Origin of the sequence: Flavobacterium litorale (genome assembly GCF_019613795.1) — a bacterium.
GTDB classification, from domain to species: domain Bacteria; phylum Bacteroidota; class Bacteroidia; order Flavobacteriales; family Flavobacteriaceae; genus Flavobacterium; species Flavobacterium litorale.
In genome coordinates, this window is record NZ_CP080429.1 from 2,257,001 (window position 1) to 2,276,438 (window position 19,438).

19 protein-coding genes are annotated in these 19,438 nt (G+C 36.4%); 9 read left to right on the forward strand and 10 right to left on the reverse strand.

Going from position 1 to position 19,438, the window contains the following annotated elements; genetic code table 11:
- Positions 1–15: 15 nt before the first annotated feature.
- Entirely contained in the window at positions 16–1,440 is a 1,425-nt protein-coding gene (locus K1I41_RS10285; protein ID WP_220640265.1) for an L-serine ammonia-lyase, read from the forward strand.
- 9 nt (positions 1,441–1,449) lie between these two features.
- Here the strand turns inward: K1I41_RS10285 and K1I41_RS10290 are convergent, their stop codons facing one another.
- Complete coding sequence (locus K1I41_RS10290; protein WP_255566918.1) at positions 1,450–1,914, reverse strand: nuclear transport factor 2 family protein; 465 nt, start codon at positions 1,912–1,914, stop codon at positions 1,450–1,452.
- Between the two features lie 134 nt (positions 1,915–2,048).
- On the opposite strand from K1I41_RS10290, the gene panB reads away from it, so the two are divergent.
- The 4 genes from panB to ypfJ all read left to right on the forward strand — a co-directional run bounded on the left by panB (position 2,049) and on the right by ypfJ (position 6,066).
- Complete coding sequence (gene panB / locus K1I41_RS10295) at positions 2,049–2,867, forward strand: 3-methyl-2-oxobutanoate hydroxymethyltransferase (protein ID WP_220640266.1); 819 nt, start codon at positions 2,049–2,051, stop codon at positions 2,865–2,867.
- A gap of 24 nt (positions 2,868–2,891) precedes the next feature.
- Positions 2,892–3,581 carry an RluA family pseudouridine synthase gene (locus K1I41_RS10300; RefSeq protein ID WP_220640267.1) on the forward strand — a complete coding sequence of 230 codons (690 nt, stop codon included), beginning with the start codon at positions 2,892–2,894 and terminating at the stop codon, positions 3,579–3,581.
- Between the two features lie 158 nt (positions 3,582–3,739).
- The gene (locus tag K1I41_RS10305) at positions 3,740–5,083 is read left to right on the forward strand and encodes a hypothetical protein (protein ID WP_220640268.1); all 1,344 of its coding nucleotides are present in this window, start codon (positions 3,740–3,742) and stop codon (positions 5,081–5,083) included.
- 125 nt (positions 5,084–5,208) lie between these two features.
- Entirely contained in the window at positions 5,209–6,066 is an 858-nt protein-coding gene (ypfJ, locus tag K1I41_RS10310) for a KPN_02809 family neutral zinc metallopeptidase (protein WP_220640269.1), read from the forward strand.
- 30 nt (positions 6,067–6,096) lie between these two features.
- Here ypfJ and K1I41_RS10315 read toward each other — a convergent pair whose 3' ends face one another.
- A complete protein-coding gene (locus K1I41_RS10315) occupies positions 6,097–6,324 on the reverse strand; it encodes a hypothetical protein (RefSeq protein ID WP_220640270.1) in 228 nt (75 codons plus the stop codon).
- 27 nt (positions 6,325–6,351) lie between these two features.
- On the reverse strand, positions 6,352–6,579 hold the full coding sequence (locus K1I41_RS10320) for a helix-turn-helix domain-containing protein (RefSeq protein WP_220640271.1): 228 nt from the start codon (positions 6,577–6,579) through the stop codon (positions 6,352–6,354).
- A 110-nt stretch (positions 6,580–6,689) separates the two neighbouring features.
- Here K1I41_RS10320 and K1I41_RS10325 point away from each other — a divergent pair, with 110 nt between their 5' ends.
- Positions 6,690–6,869 (forward strand): hypothetical protein, encoded by a 180-nt coding sequence (locus K1I41_RS10325; protein ID WP_220640272.1) that lies wholly within the window; start codon positions 6,690–6,692, stop codon positions 6,867–6,869.
- 34 nt (positions 6,870–6,903) lie between these two features.
- Here K1I41_RS10325 and K1I41_RS10330 read toward each other — a convergent pair whose 3' ends face one another.
- The 3 genes from K1I41_RS10330 to K1I41_RS10340 all read right to left on the reverse strand — a co-directional run bounded on the left by K1I41_RS10330 (position 6,904) and on the right by K1I41_RS10340 (position 9,545).
- A complete protein-coding gene (locus K1I41_RS10330; RefSeq protein WP_220640273.1) occupies positions 6,904–8,439 on the reverse strand; it encodes a YifB family Mg chelatase-like AAA ATPase in 1,536 nt (511 codons plus the stop codon).
- Between the two features lie 113 nt (positions 8,440–8,552).
- On the reverse strand, positions 8,553–9,047 hold the full coding sequence (locus K1I41_RS10335; protein ID WP_220640274.1) for a hypothetical protein: 495 nt from the start codon (positions 9,045–9,047) through the stop codon (positions 8,553–8,555).
- 42 nt (positions 9,048–9,089) lie between these two features.
- Positions 9,090–9,545, reverse strand: coding sequence for a hypothetical protein (locus tag K1I41_RS10340; RefSeq protein WP_220640275.1), 456 nt, complete (start codon positions 9,543–9,545; stop codon positions 9,090–9,092).
- A 290-nt stretch (positions 9,546–9,835) separates the two neighbouring features.
- Between K1I41_RS10340 and K1I41_RS10345 the strand changes: the two genes are divergently transcribed.
- The 3 genes from K1I41_RS10345 (at position 9,836) to K1I41_RS10355 (ending at position 13,013) form a co-directional block, all read left to right on the forward strand.
- Positions 9,836–10,507: a Crp/Fnr family transcriptional regulator gene (locus K1I41_RS10345; RefSeq protein ID WP_220640276.1), complete on the forward strand. Its 672-nt coding sequence runs from the start codon at positions 9,836–9,838 to the stop codon at positions 10,505–10,507.
- A gap of 107 nt (positions 10,508–10,614) precedes the next feature.
- Positions 10,615–11,490, forward strand: a complete 876-nt coding sequence (locus K1I41_RS10350) for an anti-sigma factor (protein ID WP_309508845.1) — start codon at positions 10,615–10,617, stop codon at positions 11,488–11,490.
- 170 nt (positions 11,491–11,660) lie between these two features.
- On the forward strand, positions 11,661–13,013 hold the full coding sequence (locus K1I41_RS10355) for a CoA-disulfide reductase (protein WP_255566919.1): 1,353 nt from the start codon (positions 11,661–11,663) through the stop codon (positions 13,011–13,013).
- 62 nt (positions 13,014–13,075) lie between these two features.
- Here the strand turns inward: K1I41_RS10355 and K1I41_RS10360 are convergent, their stop codons facing one another.
- From K1I41_RS10360 to lpdA, 4 genes are all read right to left on the reverse strand, one after another.
- Positions 13,076–15,049 (reverse strand): protein-disulfide reductase DsbD family protein, encoded by a 1,974-nt coding sequence (locus K1I41_RS10360; protein WP_220640277.1) that lies wholly within the window; start codon positions 15,047–15,049, stop codon positions 13,076–13,078.
- Complete coding sequence (tilS, locus tag K1I41_RS10365; RefSeq protein ID WP_220640278.1) at positions 15,046–16,362, reverse strand: tRNA lysidine(34) synthetase TilS; 1,317 nt, start codon at positions 16,360–16,362, stop codon at positions 15,046–15,048. The genes K1I41_RS10360 and tilS overlap by 4 nt, the downstream gene beginning before the upstream one ends.
- Positions 16,363–16,406: 44 nt before the next feature.
- Positions 16,407–17,696, reverse strand: a complete 1,290-nt coding sequence (locus K1I41_RS10370) for an anthranilate synthase component I family protein (protein ID WP_220640279.1) — start codon at positions 17,694–17,696, stop codon at positions 16,407–16,409.
- Positions 17,697–17,796: 100 nt separating this feature from the next.
- Entirely contained in the window at positions 17,797–19,203 is a 1,407-nt protein-coding gene (lpdA, locus tag K1I41_RS10375; protein ID WP_220640280.1) for a dihydrolipoyl dehydrogenase, read from the reverse strand.
- Positions 19,204–19,438: the final 235 nt, after the last annotated feature.

Consider the following 19,438-nt stretch of genomic DNA (forward strand, 5'->3'; position numbering starts at 1 on the left):
ATAGGTAGTATTGTTATGAACGAATGTATCTCTGTTTTCGATATGCTTAAAATTGGTGTGGGTCCCTCTAGTTCGCATACTTTAGGTCCTTGGCGCGGTGCTGAACGTTTGCTAAACGAGCTTCGTGAAAAAGACATTTTTAATGACGTTAATCGCATAAAAGTAGATTTATATGGTTCGCTATCGCTTACAGGCAAGGGACATGCCACCGACTTGGCTGTAATGTTAGGTTTATGTGGTGCCGACCCTGAATATGTACCTGTAGAAAACATAGAAGCCACTATTGCAACAATTACTAACACTAAAAAGTTAATACTCGGTAACGAAAAAGAGATTGATTTTTGCCCAGAAAATGATATTATTTTCAATAAAGATTTTCTTCCTTTTCATGCTAACGGGTTTACATTTACAGTCTATACCGATAGTACTGCATATGCATCCACATTCTACTCCATAGGTGGTGGTTTTGTAGTTAAGGAAGAGCGCACTAATGCTAAAGAGAATGAAATTTTAAAAGAGTCGTTCCCCTACCCTTTAGATAAAGCAGCCGAATTATTAGAGTACACCAAATCGTTAGATAAAAACATATCGGAAGTTGTTTACGAAAACGAGAAATCGCTTCGAAGTGAAGATGAAATACACAACGAGTTACTACGGGTATGGAATACCATGTTGGAATGTATGTATACAGGTTGCCATACCGAAGGGATACTTCCTGGAGGATTAAATGTACGCAGACGTGCTTATGATATGCACCAAAAAATGATTGGCGATTTACCTTACAACTCGCCACAAGAATGGCTACAGGTAATACGCAAAACTGAGGTAAAGTTTAGGCAAATACTAAAATGGGTATCGTGTTTTGCCCTTTCGGTAAACGAGGTTAATGCCGCTTTAGGGCGCGTAGTTACTGCACCTACTAATGGTAGTGCAGGTGTTATACCTGCTGTATTAATGTACTATATGGTTATAGAAAACCATGAAGCCGACGAAAAACATATTAAACAATTTTTAATGGTTGCAGGTGTAATAGGCAGCATCTTTAAAAAAGGTGCAACCATATCGGCAGCTATGGGCGGATGCCAAGCAGAAATCGGCGTTTCTTCAGCTATGGCAGCAGCAGCACTTTGCGAGGTTATGGGTGGTACACCAGAACAGGCACTAATAGCAGCCGAAATTGCAATGGAGCATCATTTAGGGCTTACTTGCGACCCAATTGCAGGGCTAGTACAAATACCTTGTATAGAGCGTAACACAATGGGGGCTATTAAGGCAATTAACGCTGCCGAATTGGCTTTGGAAACCGATCCTAAAAATGTAAAAGTACCTTTAGATAAGGTTATAAATACAATGTGGGAAACGGCTAGAGATATGAACAACAAGTACAAAGAAACATCCGAAGGTGGGCTTGCCGTAGCTGTTAATATAGCTGACTGTTAAAAACTTAGATTACTGCAACTCTATTTTATGCCGAGTATCCAGTAAATAAATTATTTTCCAGCCCTTATTGCTTTTAAATAACTGGAATGAGTTTACACCTGTATGTACAAGTTCGTTTCGCATATAAAATTCATACGGAGTCCATACATGTGCCATACCTCCATCTACCTGTATCTTGTAGTCCAATAGGCGTTCTTCAATCTCAGCATCTTTGGGTATCGCGTTTATCAATTCGTAAAACATTTCTTTAGATGTAACAATTCGTTTAAACTGATTTTCTCCCTGCGGTTTAATTACAGACTGGATTATAATATCGTCACTACAAACCAATTGTATTTTTAACGTATCAGCAGTATGCAAACCTTCAAAAAAAGTAGTAATAGTCGCTTTTATATCTCTTTCTATAGCCTTATCTTCTTGGGCGTTTAATACCAATGTAATACAGCAAATAAATACTAATGCTATCTTTTTCATTACTCTTAAGGGTTTTAATATCATGCTATTAGTAGCTGTAAACCTACAGGTGTTACACAAGGGGTTAATAATATAAGTGTACGCCATTTAATATTCTTACAATTTAGTACTTTTACAGCTCTAAAATAATAGTCATGTCTACTGCTAAAAAGGATTACAAAAGAGTTACTACAAGGTCGTTAACGGAAATGAAACTGAACGCCGAAAAAATATCGATGCTTACCGCATACGATTATACTATGGCAAAAATAGTAGATACTGCTGGAGTTGATGTAATATTAGTAGGCGATTCTGCCTCTAACGTAATGGCAGGACACGAAACTACGTTACCTATTACACTCGACCAAATGATATATCACGCATCATCTGTAGTACGAGCTACATTGCGTGCATTGGTAGTAGTAGACCTTCCTTTTGGTAGTTACCAATCGGACCCTAAAGAGGCACTACGCTCTTCTATACGTATAATGAAGGAGAGTGGCGGACACGCTGTTAAAATGGAGGGTGGTAGCGAAATAAAAGACTCTATTAAAAAAATACTTAATGCAGGTATACCTGTTATGGGGCATTTGGGGTTAACGCCACAATCCATTTATAAATTTGGTACTTATACAGTAAGAGCCAAAGAAGAAGCTGAAGCTCAAAAACTGATTGACGACGCTAAGATGTTAGAAAGAATCGGCTGTTTTGCGATAGTATTAGAGAAAATCCCTGCAGCATTGGCAAAAAGAGTATCAGAGAGTATTTCTATTCCTGTTATTGGTATTGGTGCTGGTAGCGGCGTAGATGGCCAGGTACTTGTAATACACGATATGCTAGGCATGAATAACGAATTTAACCCTCGTTTTTTACGTCGATACATGAATTTGTTTGAGGGTATGACTACAGCGATATCACAATATGTTACCGACGTTAAATCGGAAGATTTCCCGAACGAAGCCGAACAATATTAATAGATTTTTGGAGTAAGAATATCTATGAAAGTTGTATCGAATAAAAATAACCTACAGGTACTTTACGAGGATAACCATATTATTGCTGTAAACAAACGTGTAGGCGATATTGTACAGGGCGATAAAACAGGCGACAAACCACTTAGCGATGTAATTAAAGAGTATATTAAGGAGAAATACAATAAGCCTGGAGCTGTTTATTTGGGGGTGGTACATAGGCTGGACAGACCCACTACTGGTATTGTAGTTTTTGCTCGCACATCTAAGGCACTTACTCGGCTTAATGATCTTTTTAAAAACAGAGAAACGCAAAAAACATACTGGGCAGCCGTTAAAAACAAACCCGCTAAGGATAATGATGTACTTTTGCATTATTTAGTACGCAACCCTAAAAACAATACTTCAAAAGCACATGCAAAAGAAGTACCTAACAGTAAAAAAGCGAGTCTCGATTATACTACGCTAAAAGAACTTAATAATTACACCATACTATCTGTTAACCTGCATACGGGCAGGCATCATCAAATTAGGGCACAATTATCGGCTATAGGCTCTCCTATTAAGGGCGATTTAAAATATGGTTTTGACAGAAGCAACCCCGATGGCGGTATTCATTTACATGCGCGTAAATTAACCTTTATACACCCCGTTACTAAAAAAGAGCTTACCATTAGCGCACCCCTACCCGACGATGTTATATGGAATAGTATATAAATACACAATAATAGGTATTTCAGTATCATCAGCTATAATCTAAATTTGCAGCAGTATTATAGTTACAATTAGTAATTTTGTTAGTACAATTATTAATTTTTATTACATTTACACTAATCCCTATTACCAATATTCAATAATTATTTACAAATAGAAGTATGAGAAAAATAGTACTATTAGCATTTTCTATTCTGAGTACAGCTACTTTTGCTCAAGAGCATTTTTCGGGTATTAGCACCTCACGAAGAGTGGGGCTTTTAAATGCAAAACTAAACCCTGCCGAACTTGTTAACATGGAAAGTAAATACGAAGTAAACGTTTTTAACTTTAGTGCTAACGTGGCCAATAACAAAATGACGTTTGGCGACTTGGTGGGCGGTAATGATAATTTTGAAGAAATGCTTTTTGCAGGTAGCGAACCACTTAATTTTCGTGGAGATATTGAAATATTGGGTCCTGCTTTTGGTTATAAAGTTGATAAATGGGCTTTTGGCATAACATCGTCAGCAAAAATACGAGTATCATTCGTAGATGTTAATACCACACTCGGTAATGCAGTAACTAATGGTGGTATAGATAATATTAGCGAAGTTTACGAAGTACTATCTGGTGAAAACCAGAGAGCTTCGGGGACATCGTGGGGTGAAATAGGACTTTCTATTGCACGAGAAGTTTACGATAGTGAGGAACATCGTATTAGTGCTGGTGCAACATTTAAACTATTATTTCCTGGTACTTATGCCAATATGGGAGTGAGTAAATTTGAAGGTACCATAGAAAACAATGCTGGAAATGTAACACTTACTGGCGCAAGTGCTTCGGTTAACTTTGCATATTCAGGTTCTCTAGCAGGTGATTTCTCTGATAGCAATAATTTTACTGAGTTTTTTGCAGGCGGACTCAATGGTTTTTCTACTGATATTGGAATAAATTATCAATGGAAAGCTATAGACTCTACAAAATATAGAATTAATGCAGGTTTAGCGATACGCAACTTGGGAAGTATGACGTTTAAAGACGATAACAATGAGTCTACCAACTATGAACTGAGCATACAAGGAAATCAATCGTTAAACCTTAACCAATTTGAAGGTGCAAAAAGCATACAAGACGTTGAAAACATATTATTAACTAGTGGTTTTTTAACTATGGAACAAGCAGGTAGCGATTTTAAAGTAAAGTTACCCGCTGTACTATCTACCTATGCCGATGTAAATATTTACGATAACTGGTACGCAACTGCTTACCTACAGCAAAGAATGAATGAAGATAACGATAACGACCAAATTGCGGTACAAAATATTTTAAGCATAACACCACGTTTCTCCACAAAATATTTTGAGGCCTTTGCTCCTATTGCTAATAATGAAGTTTCGGGCTTCACGGCAGGAATCGGTTTTAGGCTGGGCGGTTTCTTTATAGGCTCGGGTTCAATACTATCTGCAGCAATTGGCGATACCAACCAAGCAGATGCTTACTTTGGTTTCCGTACTAGTTTCTAATTTTTAATTACTGAAACAAAGAGTCGGCAAAAGGCTGCTTTTTATTTAAATGCTAAAATGATTATAAAGTGACTACAACCTATGCTATATTTTTCTAATTTCATAAAAATAAAAAACACTATAAAATGAAATGGAGAGGTAGAAGACAAAGTAAAAACGTAGAAGACAGAAGAGGCTTTTCGGGTAAAAAAATTGTTGCAGGAGGAGGTGTTGTAGGTATTATTATTGCGCTAATAACCGTTTTTATGGGTGGCGGTGATAGTAGTACTATATTAAATGATATAGGCAATCAGTTACAACAGAGTTCGCAACAAGTTGAACCTATCGAGCTTACTGAGCACGATAAAGAGATGGGAGCTTTTGTACGTACCGTAGTTGCTGATACAGAAGATGTATGGAGCAGAATTTTTGCTGAACAAGGTATGACGTACGAAGAGCCCGTGCTGGTGCTGTTTCGGGATGGCGTACAAACTGCCTGTGGCGGTGCTTCGTCTGCATCAGGACCGTTTTATTGTCCACTTGATAAAAAAGTGTATATGGACTTATCATTTTTTGATGAACTACAATCTCGGTTTGGTGCTAAGGGTGGTGATTTTGCAATTGCATATGTAATAGCCCACGAGGTGGGGCACCATGTACAAACGTTATTGGGTACTTCTAAAAAAGTACGACAATTACAAAGCCAAACCAACAAAACAAGAGCTAATGAGCTTTCGGTAGCTCAAGAATTACAAGCAGACTTTTACGCAGGATTATGGGCACATTATAACCATGAAATGAATAACATACTGGAAGATGGTGATATAGCCGAAGCATTAAGTGCCGCACATGCGGTAGGCGATGATGCTATACAAAAAAGAACGCAAGGGCATGTAGTGCCTGATAGTTTTACACACGGAACTTCAGAACAACGTATGTACTGGTTTAAAAAGGGGTTTACAACTGGCGATATTAACCAAGGCAATACGTTTGAGTCACTTTAACAGGTTGTTATTTGTATTTTATATTACAGTTTAAGCGTCTCTTTGTGCAATAATGCGCCATTGGTCGTTTAGGTACTTTACTTTATGCACATCTTTCATAATAAGCTCTCTTTCCTCCTCATAATATTCAGGATCTTCGCTACCATATTCATCAACCTCTCCTGCCCTTTCTAAAATATTATCAAGTACAGGTTTTAGCTTATCCTTTACCAATTGTGGCATTGTATTAAATAATTCTTCAAGTTCTTTTTTAAACATTTTATTGTTTTTATATGTTACTATCTGCTATACCTTAAATAGCTCCCCTACCTGAACACCTAGTGCATTGGCAATTCTAACTAGCTTGTCTATACCCATAACTTGCTTACCAGCAATATACCTTCTTAATGCTTCAATATCCAAATCAGCATCGGCAGCTACATGCCTAACCTTCAATCCTTTTTCGTGTATTACTTCTCTTATACGTTTTCCAACTTGGACAACAATTTCGGGAATTTCTTTTTTTCTTGTCATACCCAAATATATCATTCCAACAATAAAAAAGTAGTAACGTTTTTATCCAGTCAAATTTAACCGTTTTTAATATATTTGTAGTCCAATTCTAAATTACAAACAATACAATAATGAGCCCGAAAAACTATAAAGCGGAAGCTGTTGATAATGTCAAGGAAAAAATAAAAATTTGGAATATGTTTTTAAATGAGATTGCAGATGATAATAATGACGATAGACTAATTAAAGAATATATTTTAAGAAAAATTGACACCCTAAAAAAATCATTAGAAGTATTACTGCTAATATAATAGCAGCACACACACTAATAGAAAATATAATTAATTAACCTAGCCACCCTTCTCTATCCAAACTACGGTATTGTATCGCTTCTGATATATGATGCGAAGCAATAGTATCAGACCCCTCTAAATCAGCAATAGTACGGCTTACTTTTAATATTCTATCATAAGCACGCGCCGATAGGTTTAATCGTTCCATAGCCGTTTTTAGTAATTGTAACGAAGGTGTATTTAGTTTACAAAACTCTCGTAACTGCTTTGTACTCATTTGTGCATTGTAGTGCACATTTTGAGAGGTTTCAAAACGTGCTGTTTGTATTTCGCGTGCTTTGGTAACACGTTTACGGATAGCAACACTACTTTCGGCTTTTTGGCTATCGCTAAGTTTATCAAAAGGCACAGGCGTAACTTCGATATGGATATCAATTCTGTCTAATAATGGTCCTGATATCTTACTTAGGTAGCGCTGCATTTCGTGTGGCGAGGAACTAACAGGAGCATCAGGATCGTTAAAATAACCTCCTGGGCTCGGGTTCATACTTGCTACCAACATAAACGACGACGGGTAGGTTATAGTAAACTTAGCGCGGCTTATGGTTACTTCTCTATCTTCTAACGGTTGCCGCATAACTTCGAGTACCTCACGCTTAAACTCAGGCAATTCATCTAAAAATAGTACACCATTATGCGCCATAGATATTTCTCCAGGTTGTGGATAACTACCTCCACCTACAAGTGCTACATTACTAATGGTATGGTGTGGGCTACGAAACGGACGCTGATTCATCAATCCCACATTTTTAAGCTTACCTGCTACACTGTGTATTTTTGTTGTCTCTAATGCTTCCCGTAACGTCATGGGTGGTAATATGCTAGGCAAACGTTTGGCTAGCATTGTTTTACCTGCACCGGGTGGTCCTATAAGTATTATATTGTGTCCGCCAGCAGCAGCTATTTCCATACAGCGTTTTATACTTTCTTGTCCTTTTACATCGCTAAAGTCGTATTCAGGAAAGTCGAGCGTTTTATAAAACTCCTCTCTTGTATTTATTGTAGTAGGTACAATGGTAGTTTTACCATCAAAAAAATTAATAACTTCTGTTACATTATCTACACCATAAACATCTAATCCTGCTACTATAGCAGCTTCTTTTACGTTTTGTTTTGGTAGAAAAAAGCCTTTAAATCCTTCTTCTTTTGCTTTTATGGCAATAGGTAATACCCCTTTTATGGGTTGCAAACTACCATCTAACGATAACTCGCCCATAATAATGTATTTACCAACTTCATCTGCATTAATCTGGCTGCTAGCAGCCAATATACCTATGGCCAAAGTTAAATCGTAAGCAGAGCCTTCTTTACGGAGGTCAGCAGGTGCCATGTTAATCGTAATCTTTTTTCCCGGTAGGTTGTAACCGTTGTTCTTTAAAGCAGCTGCAATACGGTAACTACTTTCTTTAACGGCATTATCGGGTAATCCAACCAAATGATAACCAATGCCTTTATCAATATTAACTTCTACAGTAATTGTTGTAGCCTCAACACCAAAAACAGCACTTCCAAAAACTTTTATAAGCATGTAGTAATTTTTATAAAATCGAAAGTACTGAAAATTATTTATACAACTGTTATACTATTAACAACAAAAAAGGTAGCTATATAGCTACCTTTTTCAAACTGATTTACTTAAAACTATCTAATGTTAGCGATTACTTTATCTCTTTCGATTGCGTAATCTTGGTAAGCAGATGGATTATTATCAAAATAAGTTCTTACAGGTTTTCCTGTAGGGAGCTCATCCTTAATAATAAAATCGCCTTTATAATCGCCCTCGTAGCTTTGAGTAACTAAACCTTCGTTTTCACAACCTGAACCTGTTTGCATAATTGCGGAAAAACCGATGCTTTGCTGTCCATCTTTACCTGTAAGCGTTATTATTATTCTGTATTTGTAACAATTATTATCCCAGCTTATCATATCAACCTGCACGTCAGGAGTACCAGCCAATACTGGCTCTGTAGATTTTATAATAAATTCTCTATTGGAAGTATCAGTTACTTTTGCAGTACCTTCATTATTAGTTGCAACATCATCTTTAGAGCAAGATAGAATGCTTAAAACTAGAATAAACAGAAATGGAATAAAAATTAATTTTTGGATTGTTGTATATAATGAACTTTTTTTCATAATTAATACGGTATTTTTGAGTATATTATTAGTTGATTAATGTTAACGTTGTAATTTTTCCCTCTGTAAAACGTATTCCTTATAAACCTCTGGGTGTTCTTTCAAAAAGGGAATAATGGGCTTACCATCAGGCTTTTTATCTTCAACCAAATAATCGGGCAAAGACTTTGTTCCGAAATAAGTATTGCTTATAACTACTTGTCCTGTTTCATCGCCACAACCAATACCCACTTTAACCACTGCCCAATGTACGAGTTTTCTTTGCCCTGTATTGTTATTGGTAGAATATATGCTAATCATCATCGTATCGCATCCATCTTTCAATGTATTAACATAATGAGCCTCTGCATTATAGGTATAACTATCTTGATAATTAGTAATGTTTAATGATGATTCAATCGAGGGTGCTAACGAGGTTGGAGTAATAATAGTGCTATTTGTTAAGAATACTAACGGTAACAAGAATGCTACAATTTTGGAGATAAGTAGATTTATCATAATTTAAATGGATTAAATGTAATTATTTGTAATTTTTACTAGCTAGTTAAACAAACTTATAAAAAATATAATTACACGAGAACGAGTACTTGTTAAATAATTATTAATTCAAGCAATATTTAATCTGATAATTAATAATTATTATTTATTACAAAATAATTATGGTAGTATTAATGCTCAGGCAGAAGAGTCATTATAGGCTGTATTTAACTTATAACAACCCAAAAATTTTGAATGATTATTGTATATTGTATTTATAATACAACACTGAGTACTAAAATAAAATTGGAATGAAATCACTTTGGTTTTTCGAAGATGTAAACCTGTTTAATATACTTTGTCCGCATAAACTAGAAACATATAAAAAAAATCATGATTTTGATAGTTATAAAAAGCGTGACTATATTTATTTTGAAGACGATTCTGCATCAAAAGTATATTTAATTGAAAAGGGGAAAGTAAAAATAGGATACTATAGTGAAGAGGGCGACGAGATTGTAAAAGCAATACTAACGCGCGGTGAACTTTTTGGCGAAACGGCTATACTTGGGGGGCTAAAGCGTGATGAATTTGCACAATCTATAGACAATGAAACTTCTATATGCCCTATAAATGCTGATACCATGCTCAAGTTAATGCAAAACAATCAATCTTTCAGCTTAAATATATATAAGTTTATAGGTTTTAGATTTAAAAAATTAGAGCGTAGGCTGCAATTGCTTTTATTTAAAGATACAAAAACCAGACTCATGGAGTTTTTATCTGAATTGGCTGTAGATTATGGTAGTGAATCTGCAACTACAGGCGATACTATAATAAGGCACCCGTATACGCAAAAAGATATGGCATCGCTTATTGGTACCTCTCGCCCTACCCTTAATATATTAATGAATGAGCTAAAAGAGGAAAAAATAATAGATTTTAACCGTAAAGAGTTACGAATTTTAAAGAAAAAATCTTAAAATATTCTTAAAAATTTACACAAAAACACTTTATGTTAGGTAGCTAACATTTAATAGTATCATCATAGAATACATTTGGAATATAATTTTACAAAAAAAGAAAAACTATGATGATTAAGAAAATGACACTCGCTGCGCTTGCAGTAGGCGTTTTAGCTGTATCCTGCAGCAGCGACGACGACAGTGGAACACCACAAGAAGAATTAGCTGATTTAAGATTGGATCTTAACGGATTAGAGCCACTAGGTAATGGTTTTACCTACGAAGGATGGATTATTGTAGACGGTAATCCAGTATCTACGGGTGTACTTACAAGTATTACATTCCCACAAACAATGCGAGTAAATGCTACACAATTAAGCAATGCTACGGCATTTGTACTATCTATAGAGCCCGCCAACGATACAGACCCTGCTCCATCGGACACTAAAGTGATGGCAGGCGACTTTGCCGGAAACACAGCTACTGTAAATACAGGTGTCGTTGGCGATTTTACTAGTGCATCAGGAATGTTCTTTTTAAGAACCCCTACCGATGAAATGGGAATGAATAACGGAAACGACCAGTATGGTGTATGGTTTGGTACTCCTGGAATGCCCCCAACAGCTAACTTTAACCTACCTACGCTACCAGAAGGCTGGGCGTACGAAGGTTGGGTAGTTGGCGACTCTGGACCATTAAGCACAGGTACATTTACAAGTTTTAGTGCTGTAGATAGTAGTTCGCTATTTAGCGAAACACAACAGCCTGGACCGCCAATTCCTGGAGAAGACTTCTTTATTAACGCTCCAGCAGGCGAAACATTTCCATTAGACATTCGTAATCGTAACGTGGTAATATCAGTAGAACCTGTCCCTGACGATTCTCCTGCTCCATTTGCAATGAAACCTTTAGTAGGTATAGCAGGTGAAGAAACTGCTCCAGCTACTCACCCATTCGGACAAAATCTTGCATCGTTACCTGAAGGAAGTGTAACAAGATAAAATAATAATGTGTTTTAAGTTAATTAAGTTTATAAGGCATAGTTTCTATTATAAAACTATGCCTTATTTTTTATGTTATTAAAATTTTACTACCTAACTTTAATACGACTAAATAGCCTTTAAGGTTATTTTTTGTTTAGACTGCTTTTTGCTAAAATATAACAATAATTATGGGAAATAAACTTGTAGTAATAGGAGGCGATGCAGCAGGCATGTCGGCAGCATCAAAAGTAAGGCGCGTACAACCTGAACGAGAAATTGTAGTTTTCGAAAAATCAGAGTATACCTCCTACTCCGCTTGTGGCATACCCTATTTTATATCGGGTATGGTGCCTGATATGGAAGAACTTATTGCACGCACACCAAAGCAGTTTAGAGATAATTATGATATAGATGTACGTACGCAGTGCGAAGTAGTAGCAGTAAATACGGTAGATAAAAAGATAAAAGTACTTAATAAAGGAAATGATACTACGTTTTGGCAAAATTACGACGATTTACTTATTGCTACAGGAGGCAAAGCCATTTGCCCAGACATAGAGGGGAAAAACGCTAAAAACGTATTTGGTATATCTACATTAAAAAGTGGCGAAAAAACGGAACGTTATATTGAGGATAAAAATCCTAAAAAAGCTGTTATAGTAGGTGCAGGTTATATTGGTTTAGAAATGGCGGAAGCACTTATAATAAGAGGGCTCGAAGTGACTATAATCGATCGCTCAGAGCAAGTGATGGGTACTTTAGATCCAGACATGGCAGAAAAAATAGCCGAAGCTATAATTGAGTTAGGGATTACATTACATTTAAAAGAAGATTTAAAAGAATTTGAAATTAGTAGTAACCAAGTAGTAGCTGTAAAATCGGATAAAAGAACCATAAGTACCGATATGGTAATACTGGGTATGGGTACATTACCCAATACTGTTTTTTTAGAAAATTCAGGTATTGAATTGGGTACTAAAAACGCAATAAAAGTAAATAACAAAATGCAAACCAATGTTGCTAATGTTTGGGCAGCAGGCGATTGTACAGCAACTTTTGATATTGTTAGCCAAAACTACAAGCACATTGCGTTGGGTACCATTGCCAATAAAACGGGACTTGTTGCGGGAAGCAACCTAGCTAACGAACCCATAACGTTTCCTGGTGTGGTAGGTACAGCAGTAACCAAAATATGTGATTATGAGGTAGCTCGTACGGGACTAACCGAAAAAGAATTAAAAAAGCTAAACATAGAATATGTTACTGGAACTATTAAGAGTAAAACACGTGCAGGGTATTACCCCGATGCAGAGGATATTACAGTAAAGCTATTAGCTGAAAAGAAAACAGGACGCTTATTAGGTGGGCAAATTATTGGAAAAGAAGGTGCTGCAAAACGTATTGATGTACTGGCTACTGCCTTAACTACTAAGTTAACATTACAGAATATTATTGACCTCGATTTATCGTACGCGCCACCTTTTTCTCCTGTGTGGGATCCTGTGCAAACAGCAGCGAGGTATTTAATTAAAAAAATATAGATTATTTTCTATATCTACTAGAAAAAGCCTTATCATTATGATAAGGCTTTTTAGTTTTCATATTAATAATTACTTATTCCTTCTTTTAGCCAAGCTTCGTATTCTTCAATATCTGGTGTATAGCCAACAGGATCATTTAAGTTTTCCTCATCCAAATTAATCAACACATAATACGGTTGTGCATTTGCCTTGTATCTGGTTATCTGGAAATCGCTCCATTTGTTACCAATGGTTTTAATTCTCTTACCTGTGGTTTCAGATGTATATTGTTCATCCTCAGGTAATTCTTTTTTATAATCAACATATAAAGAAATCAATACAACGTCATTTTTGAGTATGGATAGTATTCTCTCGTCAGACCATACGTAGTCTTCCATTTTACGGCAGTTTACGCAGGCATACCCTGTAAAATCTATCAATACAGGCTTGTCAACCTCCTTAGCATACGCTAAGCCCTCATCGTAATCCTCAAAAGATATAATGTTATGCGGACCAATTTTTGCGCCTTCGGGTAAATCTTGATTATTGCTCATTACGGTGGCACCACCAAACCCAAATGGTGACTCGCTATAGCTAGCTGGTGGCGGGAAACCACTAATAAGTTTTAACGGTGCTCCCCATAACCCAGGTATAAGATATATTGTAAATGTAAGTACAAATAGTCCCATGTATAATCTACCCACAGATATTGAAGTTAGCGGACTATCATGTGGTAATCTAATTTTTCCGAAAAGATATAGTGCTAGCATTCCAAAAACAGCTATCCAAATAGCTAAAAATACTTCTCTTTCTAATAAGTGTGTTTGTAACACTAAATCGGCATTCGATAAGAATTTAAATGCAAAAGCTAACTCTAAGAAGCCTAAGAATACCTTCACAGTATTAAGCCATCCTCCCGATTTTGGCAAGCTGTTAAGCCACCCTGGAAACATTGCAAATAACATAAATGGTAGTGCTATAGCGGTAGAGAAGCCTAACATCCCTACTATTGGTGCTATCCCTCCTTTAGAGGCTGCCTGTACAAGTAATGTACCTACAATGGGACCTGTACAAGAGAAAGAAACTATGGCTAGTGCTAATGCCATAAACAGAATACCTATAAAACCACCTCTATCAGCTTGTCTATCCACTTTATTTGCCCACGAGTTAGGCAACATAATTTCGAACCCTCCCAAAAAAGAGGTTGCAAAAACAATTAGCAACACGAAAAATACCAAGTTAAATATTACGTTAGTAGAAAGTGCATTTAATGAATCGGCACCAAAAACTAAGGTAACTAACGAACCTAATATCACGTATATTACTATAATGGATATACCATAAAATATAGCGTTTCTTATTCCAGCAGCTTTGGTTTTACTCTGCTTGGTAAAAAAACTAACCGTCATAGGTATCATAGGGAATACACAAGGGGTAAGCAATGCTGCAAAACCCGAGAAAAAAGCAATAAAAAATATGGCTATTAAACCTTTTTGCTCTTCTTTCTCTTTTTCAGGCTTGGCTACACTGCTTTTGCCATCATCACTATTATTATTGCTTTCAGTAGCAGTAGTAGTTTCTTCAAAACTCTGTACTTCCTTGGAGGTTAGTGTTTTTAAATTTAATTCAAATAATTTATCGCCTTGCAGGCACACCTCTTTACAAACCTGATAAAATAACTCAACCTGAGCCACAGTAACGTCTGGATTTGTAACTGCTATGGTTTGTTTAATTTCTGCTTCTCGTTCAAAAAAAGTTTCATCTACTTTAAAAACATCGTTAAATGCTGTATGCGTTTCGCTCTCTTCTGCTTTGCCTACAGGTTTATAATTGCCTTCATTGTTATTAAAAGTAACTTCTAGGGGTAATCCTCCACCGTCGGCTGTAAACTGAGAGTATAAATGCCAGTCTTCTTCTATCTCGGCGTTAAATGTTAGTACATATTCTGTATCTGATATTTTTTCAACTTTAGAGTTCCATTTTACGGGCTCTAATATTTGGGCATTAGCTGTTATAAACGCAAACAGCGTAAGCATTACATACGATAGTTTTTTCATGATTGTACTTGCGCGATTTTTAAAATTGTTGTTGTTTTTCCGGTTACCTTATACCTATCATCGGCGCGCCTGCCGATAATCCATATAATATTGTTTTCTGAACATAAAAGCCAAGTATTTTCTTTTTCGGATAAAGACATTTTTTCGTCTTTAAAAAATTTCGATACTTTTTTCCGCTGTCCATCCATGCCAAAAGGATAAAAATAGTCCCCCTCTTGCCATTTCCTCACAAATAAAGGAAATTTTATTAATTTACTATCAATAAATATCTGGTTTTTATCTGATACTGTAGTATATTCCTTTATATTTTGCAATATTAGTTTTACAGGATAATCAATTTTATCCTGTTCTGATGTAATTTCATATACTTGAGTATCCTCATTTTTAATTGGTTCAAGCAATACTGTTTCTCTATCCTTAAGCAACCTGTAACCTGCTGTAAAAACCTGCTTGCCCGATTGTGCTGTTGGCAGTGCATAAATATCGTCCCAAGCTGTAAAACCAAAGGGTTGTAACCATTGGTACAAATAGGCTCTGTAATTAGGCAATCGGAGTAACGAGGTAATGTTAATAATCTTTTGCCCCTCCCCTTCAGTTACAACTTCTTTATAAATGAGTACCGAGGCATCTTCGGCTAACGATTTTACTTGCTGCAGATGATTTAGGGTAGCTTGAAACGAATCGGAAAAGGATGGATTTAATAGCCGTAGGGTTGGTATTACATCGTGTCGTAGCTTATTCCTAAGGTATTTGTCTGACGCGTTACTACTATCTTCACGCCAAGTAATAGTATTTGCTTTGGCATACGCTACAATTGCTGCTCTGGAGAAAGGAAGTAACGGACGTACTATTTTACCATTTTGCTCAGGTATACCTGTAAATCCTTCAATACCTGTACCACGGGTTAAATTAATTAAAAAAGTTTCGATGGTATCATCTAAATGATGTGCTGTAAGTATATAATCTAGCTTGTTTTCTTGCAATAATTCGTGAAACCATGCGTAACGCAATTGCCTAGCAGCTACTTGAATTGATAGTTTATTATCGGAAGCAAAACGTTCTGTATTAAAACGAGTTACATAAACAGGGATATTGTTATCCTGAGCGTATTGCCTAATAAAATTCTCGTCATTATCACTCTCCTCGCCTCTAAGGTTAAAATTACAATGTGCAATGGTAATAGTATATTGTAATTCTTTAAATAGGTGTACCATTACCATACTATCTACCCCACCACTAGTGGCGAGTAGTAGGTTTTTACCTTTTAAAAAAGATAGGTTTTGGTCAATATGTTTTTGGAGCTGTAAAAGCATTCTCAAAAGTAGTAAATAATAAATAATAAACTTTGTTAGGTGGGTTACACTTCTAACACGTTATGCATGGCTTTTGCTTTTAATAAACACTCTTCATACTCTTTTTCTGGGTCAGATTTGGATGTTATGGCACTCCCTACCGAAAAAGATACGTATTTGTTGGCTTTATTATACAAAATACTACGTATAACCACATTAAAATCAAAATTGCCATTGGGTGTAAAATAGCCTACTGCACCACTATATAAACCACGCTTTGTAGCTTCTAGTTTTTCGATAATTTCCATTGCCGATATTTTGGGTGCACCCGTCATGCTTCCCATCGGGAATGTTGTTTTTAGCACATCAACAGGGGTATGTTCTTCTGCTACTTCTGATGTTATGGTAGATATGAGATGATGCACTTGCTTAAATGTATAGGCTCCGCAAAGCTCTTTAACCTGTACCGAGTTTTTTGCTGCGGTACGCGAAAGATCGTTGCGTATTAAATCGACAATCATTATATTTTCAGAACGCTCTTTTTCGTTTACAGTCAGGGCTTGTTTTATACTTTCATCTTCAGTAGCATCCTCACTCCTACGTGCTGTGCCTTTAATAGGTTGCGATACTATTGTACTCCCCTCCTTTTTTAAATAACGCTCTGGCGATGCTGATAGTAAATAGTGCTGGTTATTTTTAAAGTAGGTTGCAAAAGGCGGTTGGGAAATGGCATTTAACTTATTGTAGGTTGTTACGGGCTGTATTGTAGTATTTTCAGCATAAAACTCCATACAAAAATTAGCCTCGTATATGTCGCCTTTATGAATGTGTACTAGCATTTGCGTTACCTTATCAATATAATCCTGCTTGCTAACCCTCTGTTTTATAACAGCACCTAGCGAATCGTTATCGATAACTAATTCGGAATTGTTAATGGTTTCAAAATCAGTATTAACTTCATCATCGCACATGTTCAGGTATGCGATTTCTAACTGATTCCCTTGTAATAAAAATAGTTTTTTAGGTTGAAAGAAAAATAAATCTGGGAATTGTAAACCATCAAAATTAGCAGACTGTAACTTCTCGGTATCATTTTTAAGATCGTACGATAGGTAGCCAAACAACCAGTCTTTTGTAGTTTGCTGGTAACTATTTAATTCTTCAAAAGCGTTGTTGCAATCGGTTTGTATTGCGGTAAGTGCATCTGCTGCCAATACAGCATCGTACGAGGTATACTGCTGATGATAATTGTTACTATCTAAAAATACCACTTCCCGAAATTGTTGCGCCCATTGCAAGAGCTGTTTTTTAAATTTCTCTGGGTTGTTTAGGGTAAACGTTACTGCTGTTCTCAAATTTAGTGTTTAAGGCTTTCAAAAATACAATAAATAGCATCCATTAAAAAACCCACTCTTTATAAAAAGAATGGGTTTTTACTATTTTATATGCAATACATTACATGTGTATAGGTCGGTTATCTGTAGCTGCAAGTGCCGCTTCTTTAACACCTTCGGCATATGTTGGGTGTGCATGGCTCATTCTCGAGATATCTTCGGCAGAGGCTCTAAATTCCATAGCTGTAACAGCTTCGGCAATAAGGTCGGCAGTACGGGCACCTATCATGTGTACTCCCAATACTTCATCGGTTTTGGCATCAGCAAGTATTTTTACAAACCCATCAGTATCCATACTGGCACGCGAGCGCCCTAGGGCTTTGAAAGGGAAACTTCCCGATTTGTATTCAACACCTGCCTCTTTAAGTTCTTCTTCTGTTTTACCTACAGCAGCAACTTCTGGCCATGTGTACACTACACCTGGTATTAGATTATAATCAATGTGTGGTTTTTGTCCTGCAAGGGTTTCTGCAACAAATACACCCTCTTCCTCTGCTTTGTGTGCTAGCATTGCGCCACGCACTACATCGCCTATAGCATATATGTTTGATGCACTAGTTTGCAAGTGTTCGTTTACCTCTACCATTCCTTTATCATTAATGGTAACTCCTGCTTTTTCAGCATCAAGCCCCTCTGTAAACGCACGTCGTCCTACCGATACCAAAGCATAATCGCCATCTAAAGTAATGGTTTCACCTTTTGCATTTTCGGCTTCTACTTTAACCTCGTCGCCATTGCGCGCTACCGATTTTACTTTATGTTTGGTATAAAACTTCATACCTTGTTTTTTAAGCACTTTGGTAAGTTCTTTGGATAATGAGGCATCCATACCAGGTATAATTCTGTCTAAATACTCTATTACCGATACTTTTGCACCTAAACGCAGGTATACCTGCCCAAGCTCTAAACCAATAACCCCACCACCTATAATTACAAGATGTTTAGGTACTTCTTTCATTTTCAGGGCTTCGGTAGATGTTATAATTCTTTCTTTGTCAATTTCTATAAAAGGCAACGTTGCAGGTTTTGATCCTGTTGCAATAATTACGTTTTTTGCTTCTATCGTTTCAGACGAACCGTCGTTTTTGGTTACTTTTACGTGTGTAGCATCCTCAAAAGAGCCTACGCCTTCTAAAACAGTAATCTTATTTTTATCCATAAGATATTTAACACCGCTAACATTTTGGTCTACAACGCCTTGTTTACGAGCAATCATTTGCTCTAAGTTTACCTTTATTTCTCCGGCAATATCAATACCGTGTTCTGTAAAGTGTTTCGTAGCATCATGGTAATGGTGCGAAGAATCTAAAAGTGCTTTAGATGGAATACACCCTACGTTAAGGCAAGTACCGCCAAGTGTTGGGTATTTCTCGATTATTGCAGTATTGAAACCTAGTTGTGCACATCGTATGGCTGATACATAACCACCAGGACCAGAACCTATAACGACTACGTCGAATGAACTCATAAAATATAGTTTTTTGTGTGTGTTATAATTTGAATAGCAAATTTAGCGATTATGATAATACACTAATCAATAAAAGTCTTTAATTTTTTAGAAACATGATGGTAACTATGTCGGACGAATTGTTTAATGGCTTGAATTGCAATCTAAAAATTGAATCAAGAAGTTAGTACGATAAAAAAATATTTTAGCCAATTACACTATTTAATTTGAAATATTTTACCGCAAAATCAACCAT

Coding starts and splice junctions, on each gene's coding strand:
- K1I41_RS10350 (WP_309508845.1), top strand. CDS start 10,615: ATGATGATTAAGAAAATGACACTCGCTGCGCTTGCAGTAGGCGTTTTA.
- K1I41_RS10330 (WP_220640273.1), bottom strand. CDS start 8,439: ATGCTTATAAAAGTTTTTGGAAGTGCTGTTTTTGGTGTTGAGGCTACA.
- K1I41_RS10340 (WP_220640275.1), bottom strand. CDS start 9,545: ATGATAAATCTACTTATCTCCAAAATTGTAGCATTCTTGTTACCGTTA.
- K1I41_RS10325 (WP_220640272.1), top strand. CDS start 6,690: ATGAGCCCGAAAAACTATAAAGCGGAAGCTGTTGATAATGTCAAGGAA.
- K1I41_RS10285 (WP_220640265.1), top strand. CDS start 16: ATGAACGAATGTATCTCTGTTTTCGATATGCTTAAAATTGGTGTGGGT.
- K1I41_RS10335 (WP_220640274.1), bottom strand. CDS start 9,047: ATGAAAAAAAGTTCATTATATACAACAATCCAAAAATTAATTTTTATT.
- K1I41_RS10305 (WP_220640268.1), top strand. CDS start 3,740: ATGAGAAAAATAGTACTATTAGCATTTTCTATTCTGAGTACAGCTACT.
- ypfJ (WP_220640269.1), top strand. CDS start 5,209: ATGAAATGGAGAGGTAGAAGACAAAGTAAAAACGTAGAAGACAGAAGA.
- K1I41_RS10320 (WP_220640271.1), bottom strand. CDS start 6,579: ATGACAAGAAAAAAAGAAATTCCCGAAATTGTTGTCCAAGTTGGAAAA.
- K1I41_RS10360 (WP_220640277.1), bottom strand. CDS start 15,049: ATGAAAAAACTATCGTATGTAATGCTTACGCTGTTTGCGTTTATAACA.
- K1I41_RS10315 (WP_220640270.1), bottom strand. CDS start 6,324: ATGTTTAAAAAAGAACTTGAAGAATTATTTAATACAATGCCACAATTG.
- K1I41_RS10345 (WP_220640276.1), top strand. CDS start 9,836: ATGAAATCACTTTGGTTTTTCGAAGATGTAAACCTGTTTAATATACTT.
- K1I41_RS10355 (WP_255566919.1), top strand. CDS start 11,661: ATGGGAAATAAACTTGTAGTAATAGGAGGCGATGCAGCAGGCATGTCG.
- K1I41_RS10300 (WP_220640267.1), top strand. CDS start 2,892: ATGAAAGTTGTATCGAATAAAAATAACCTACAGGTACTTTACGAGGAT.
- tilS (WP_220640278.1), bottom strand. CDS start 16,362: ATGCTTTTACAGCTCCAAAAACATATTGACCAAAACCTATCTTTTTTA.
- K1I41_RS10290 (WP_255566918.1), bottom strand. CDS start 1,914: ATGAAAAAGATAGCATTAGTATTTATTTGCTGTATTACATTGGTATTA.
- lpdA (WP_220640280.1), bottom strand. CDS start 19,203: ATGAGTTCATTCGACGTAGTCGTTATAGGTTCTGGTCCTGGTGGTTAT.
- panB (WP_220640266.1), top strand. CDS start 2,049: ATGTCTACTGCTAAAAAGGATTACAAAAGAGTTACTACAAGGTCGTTA.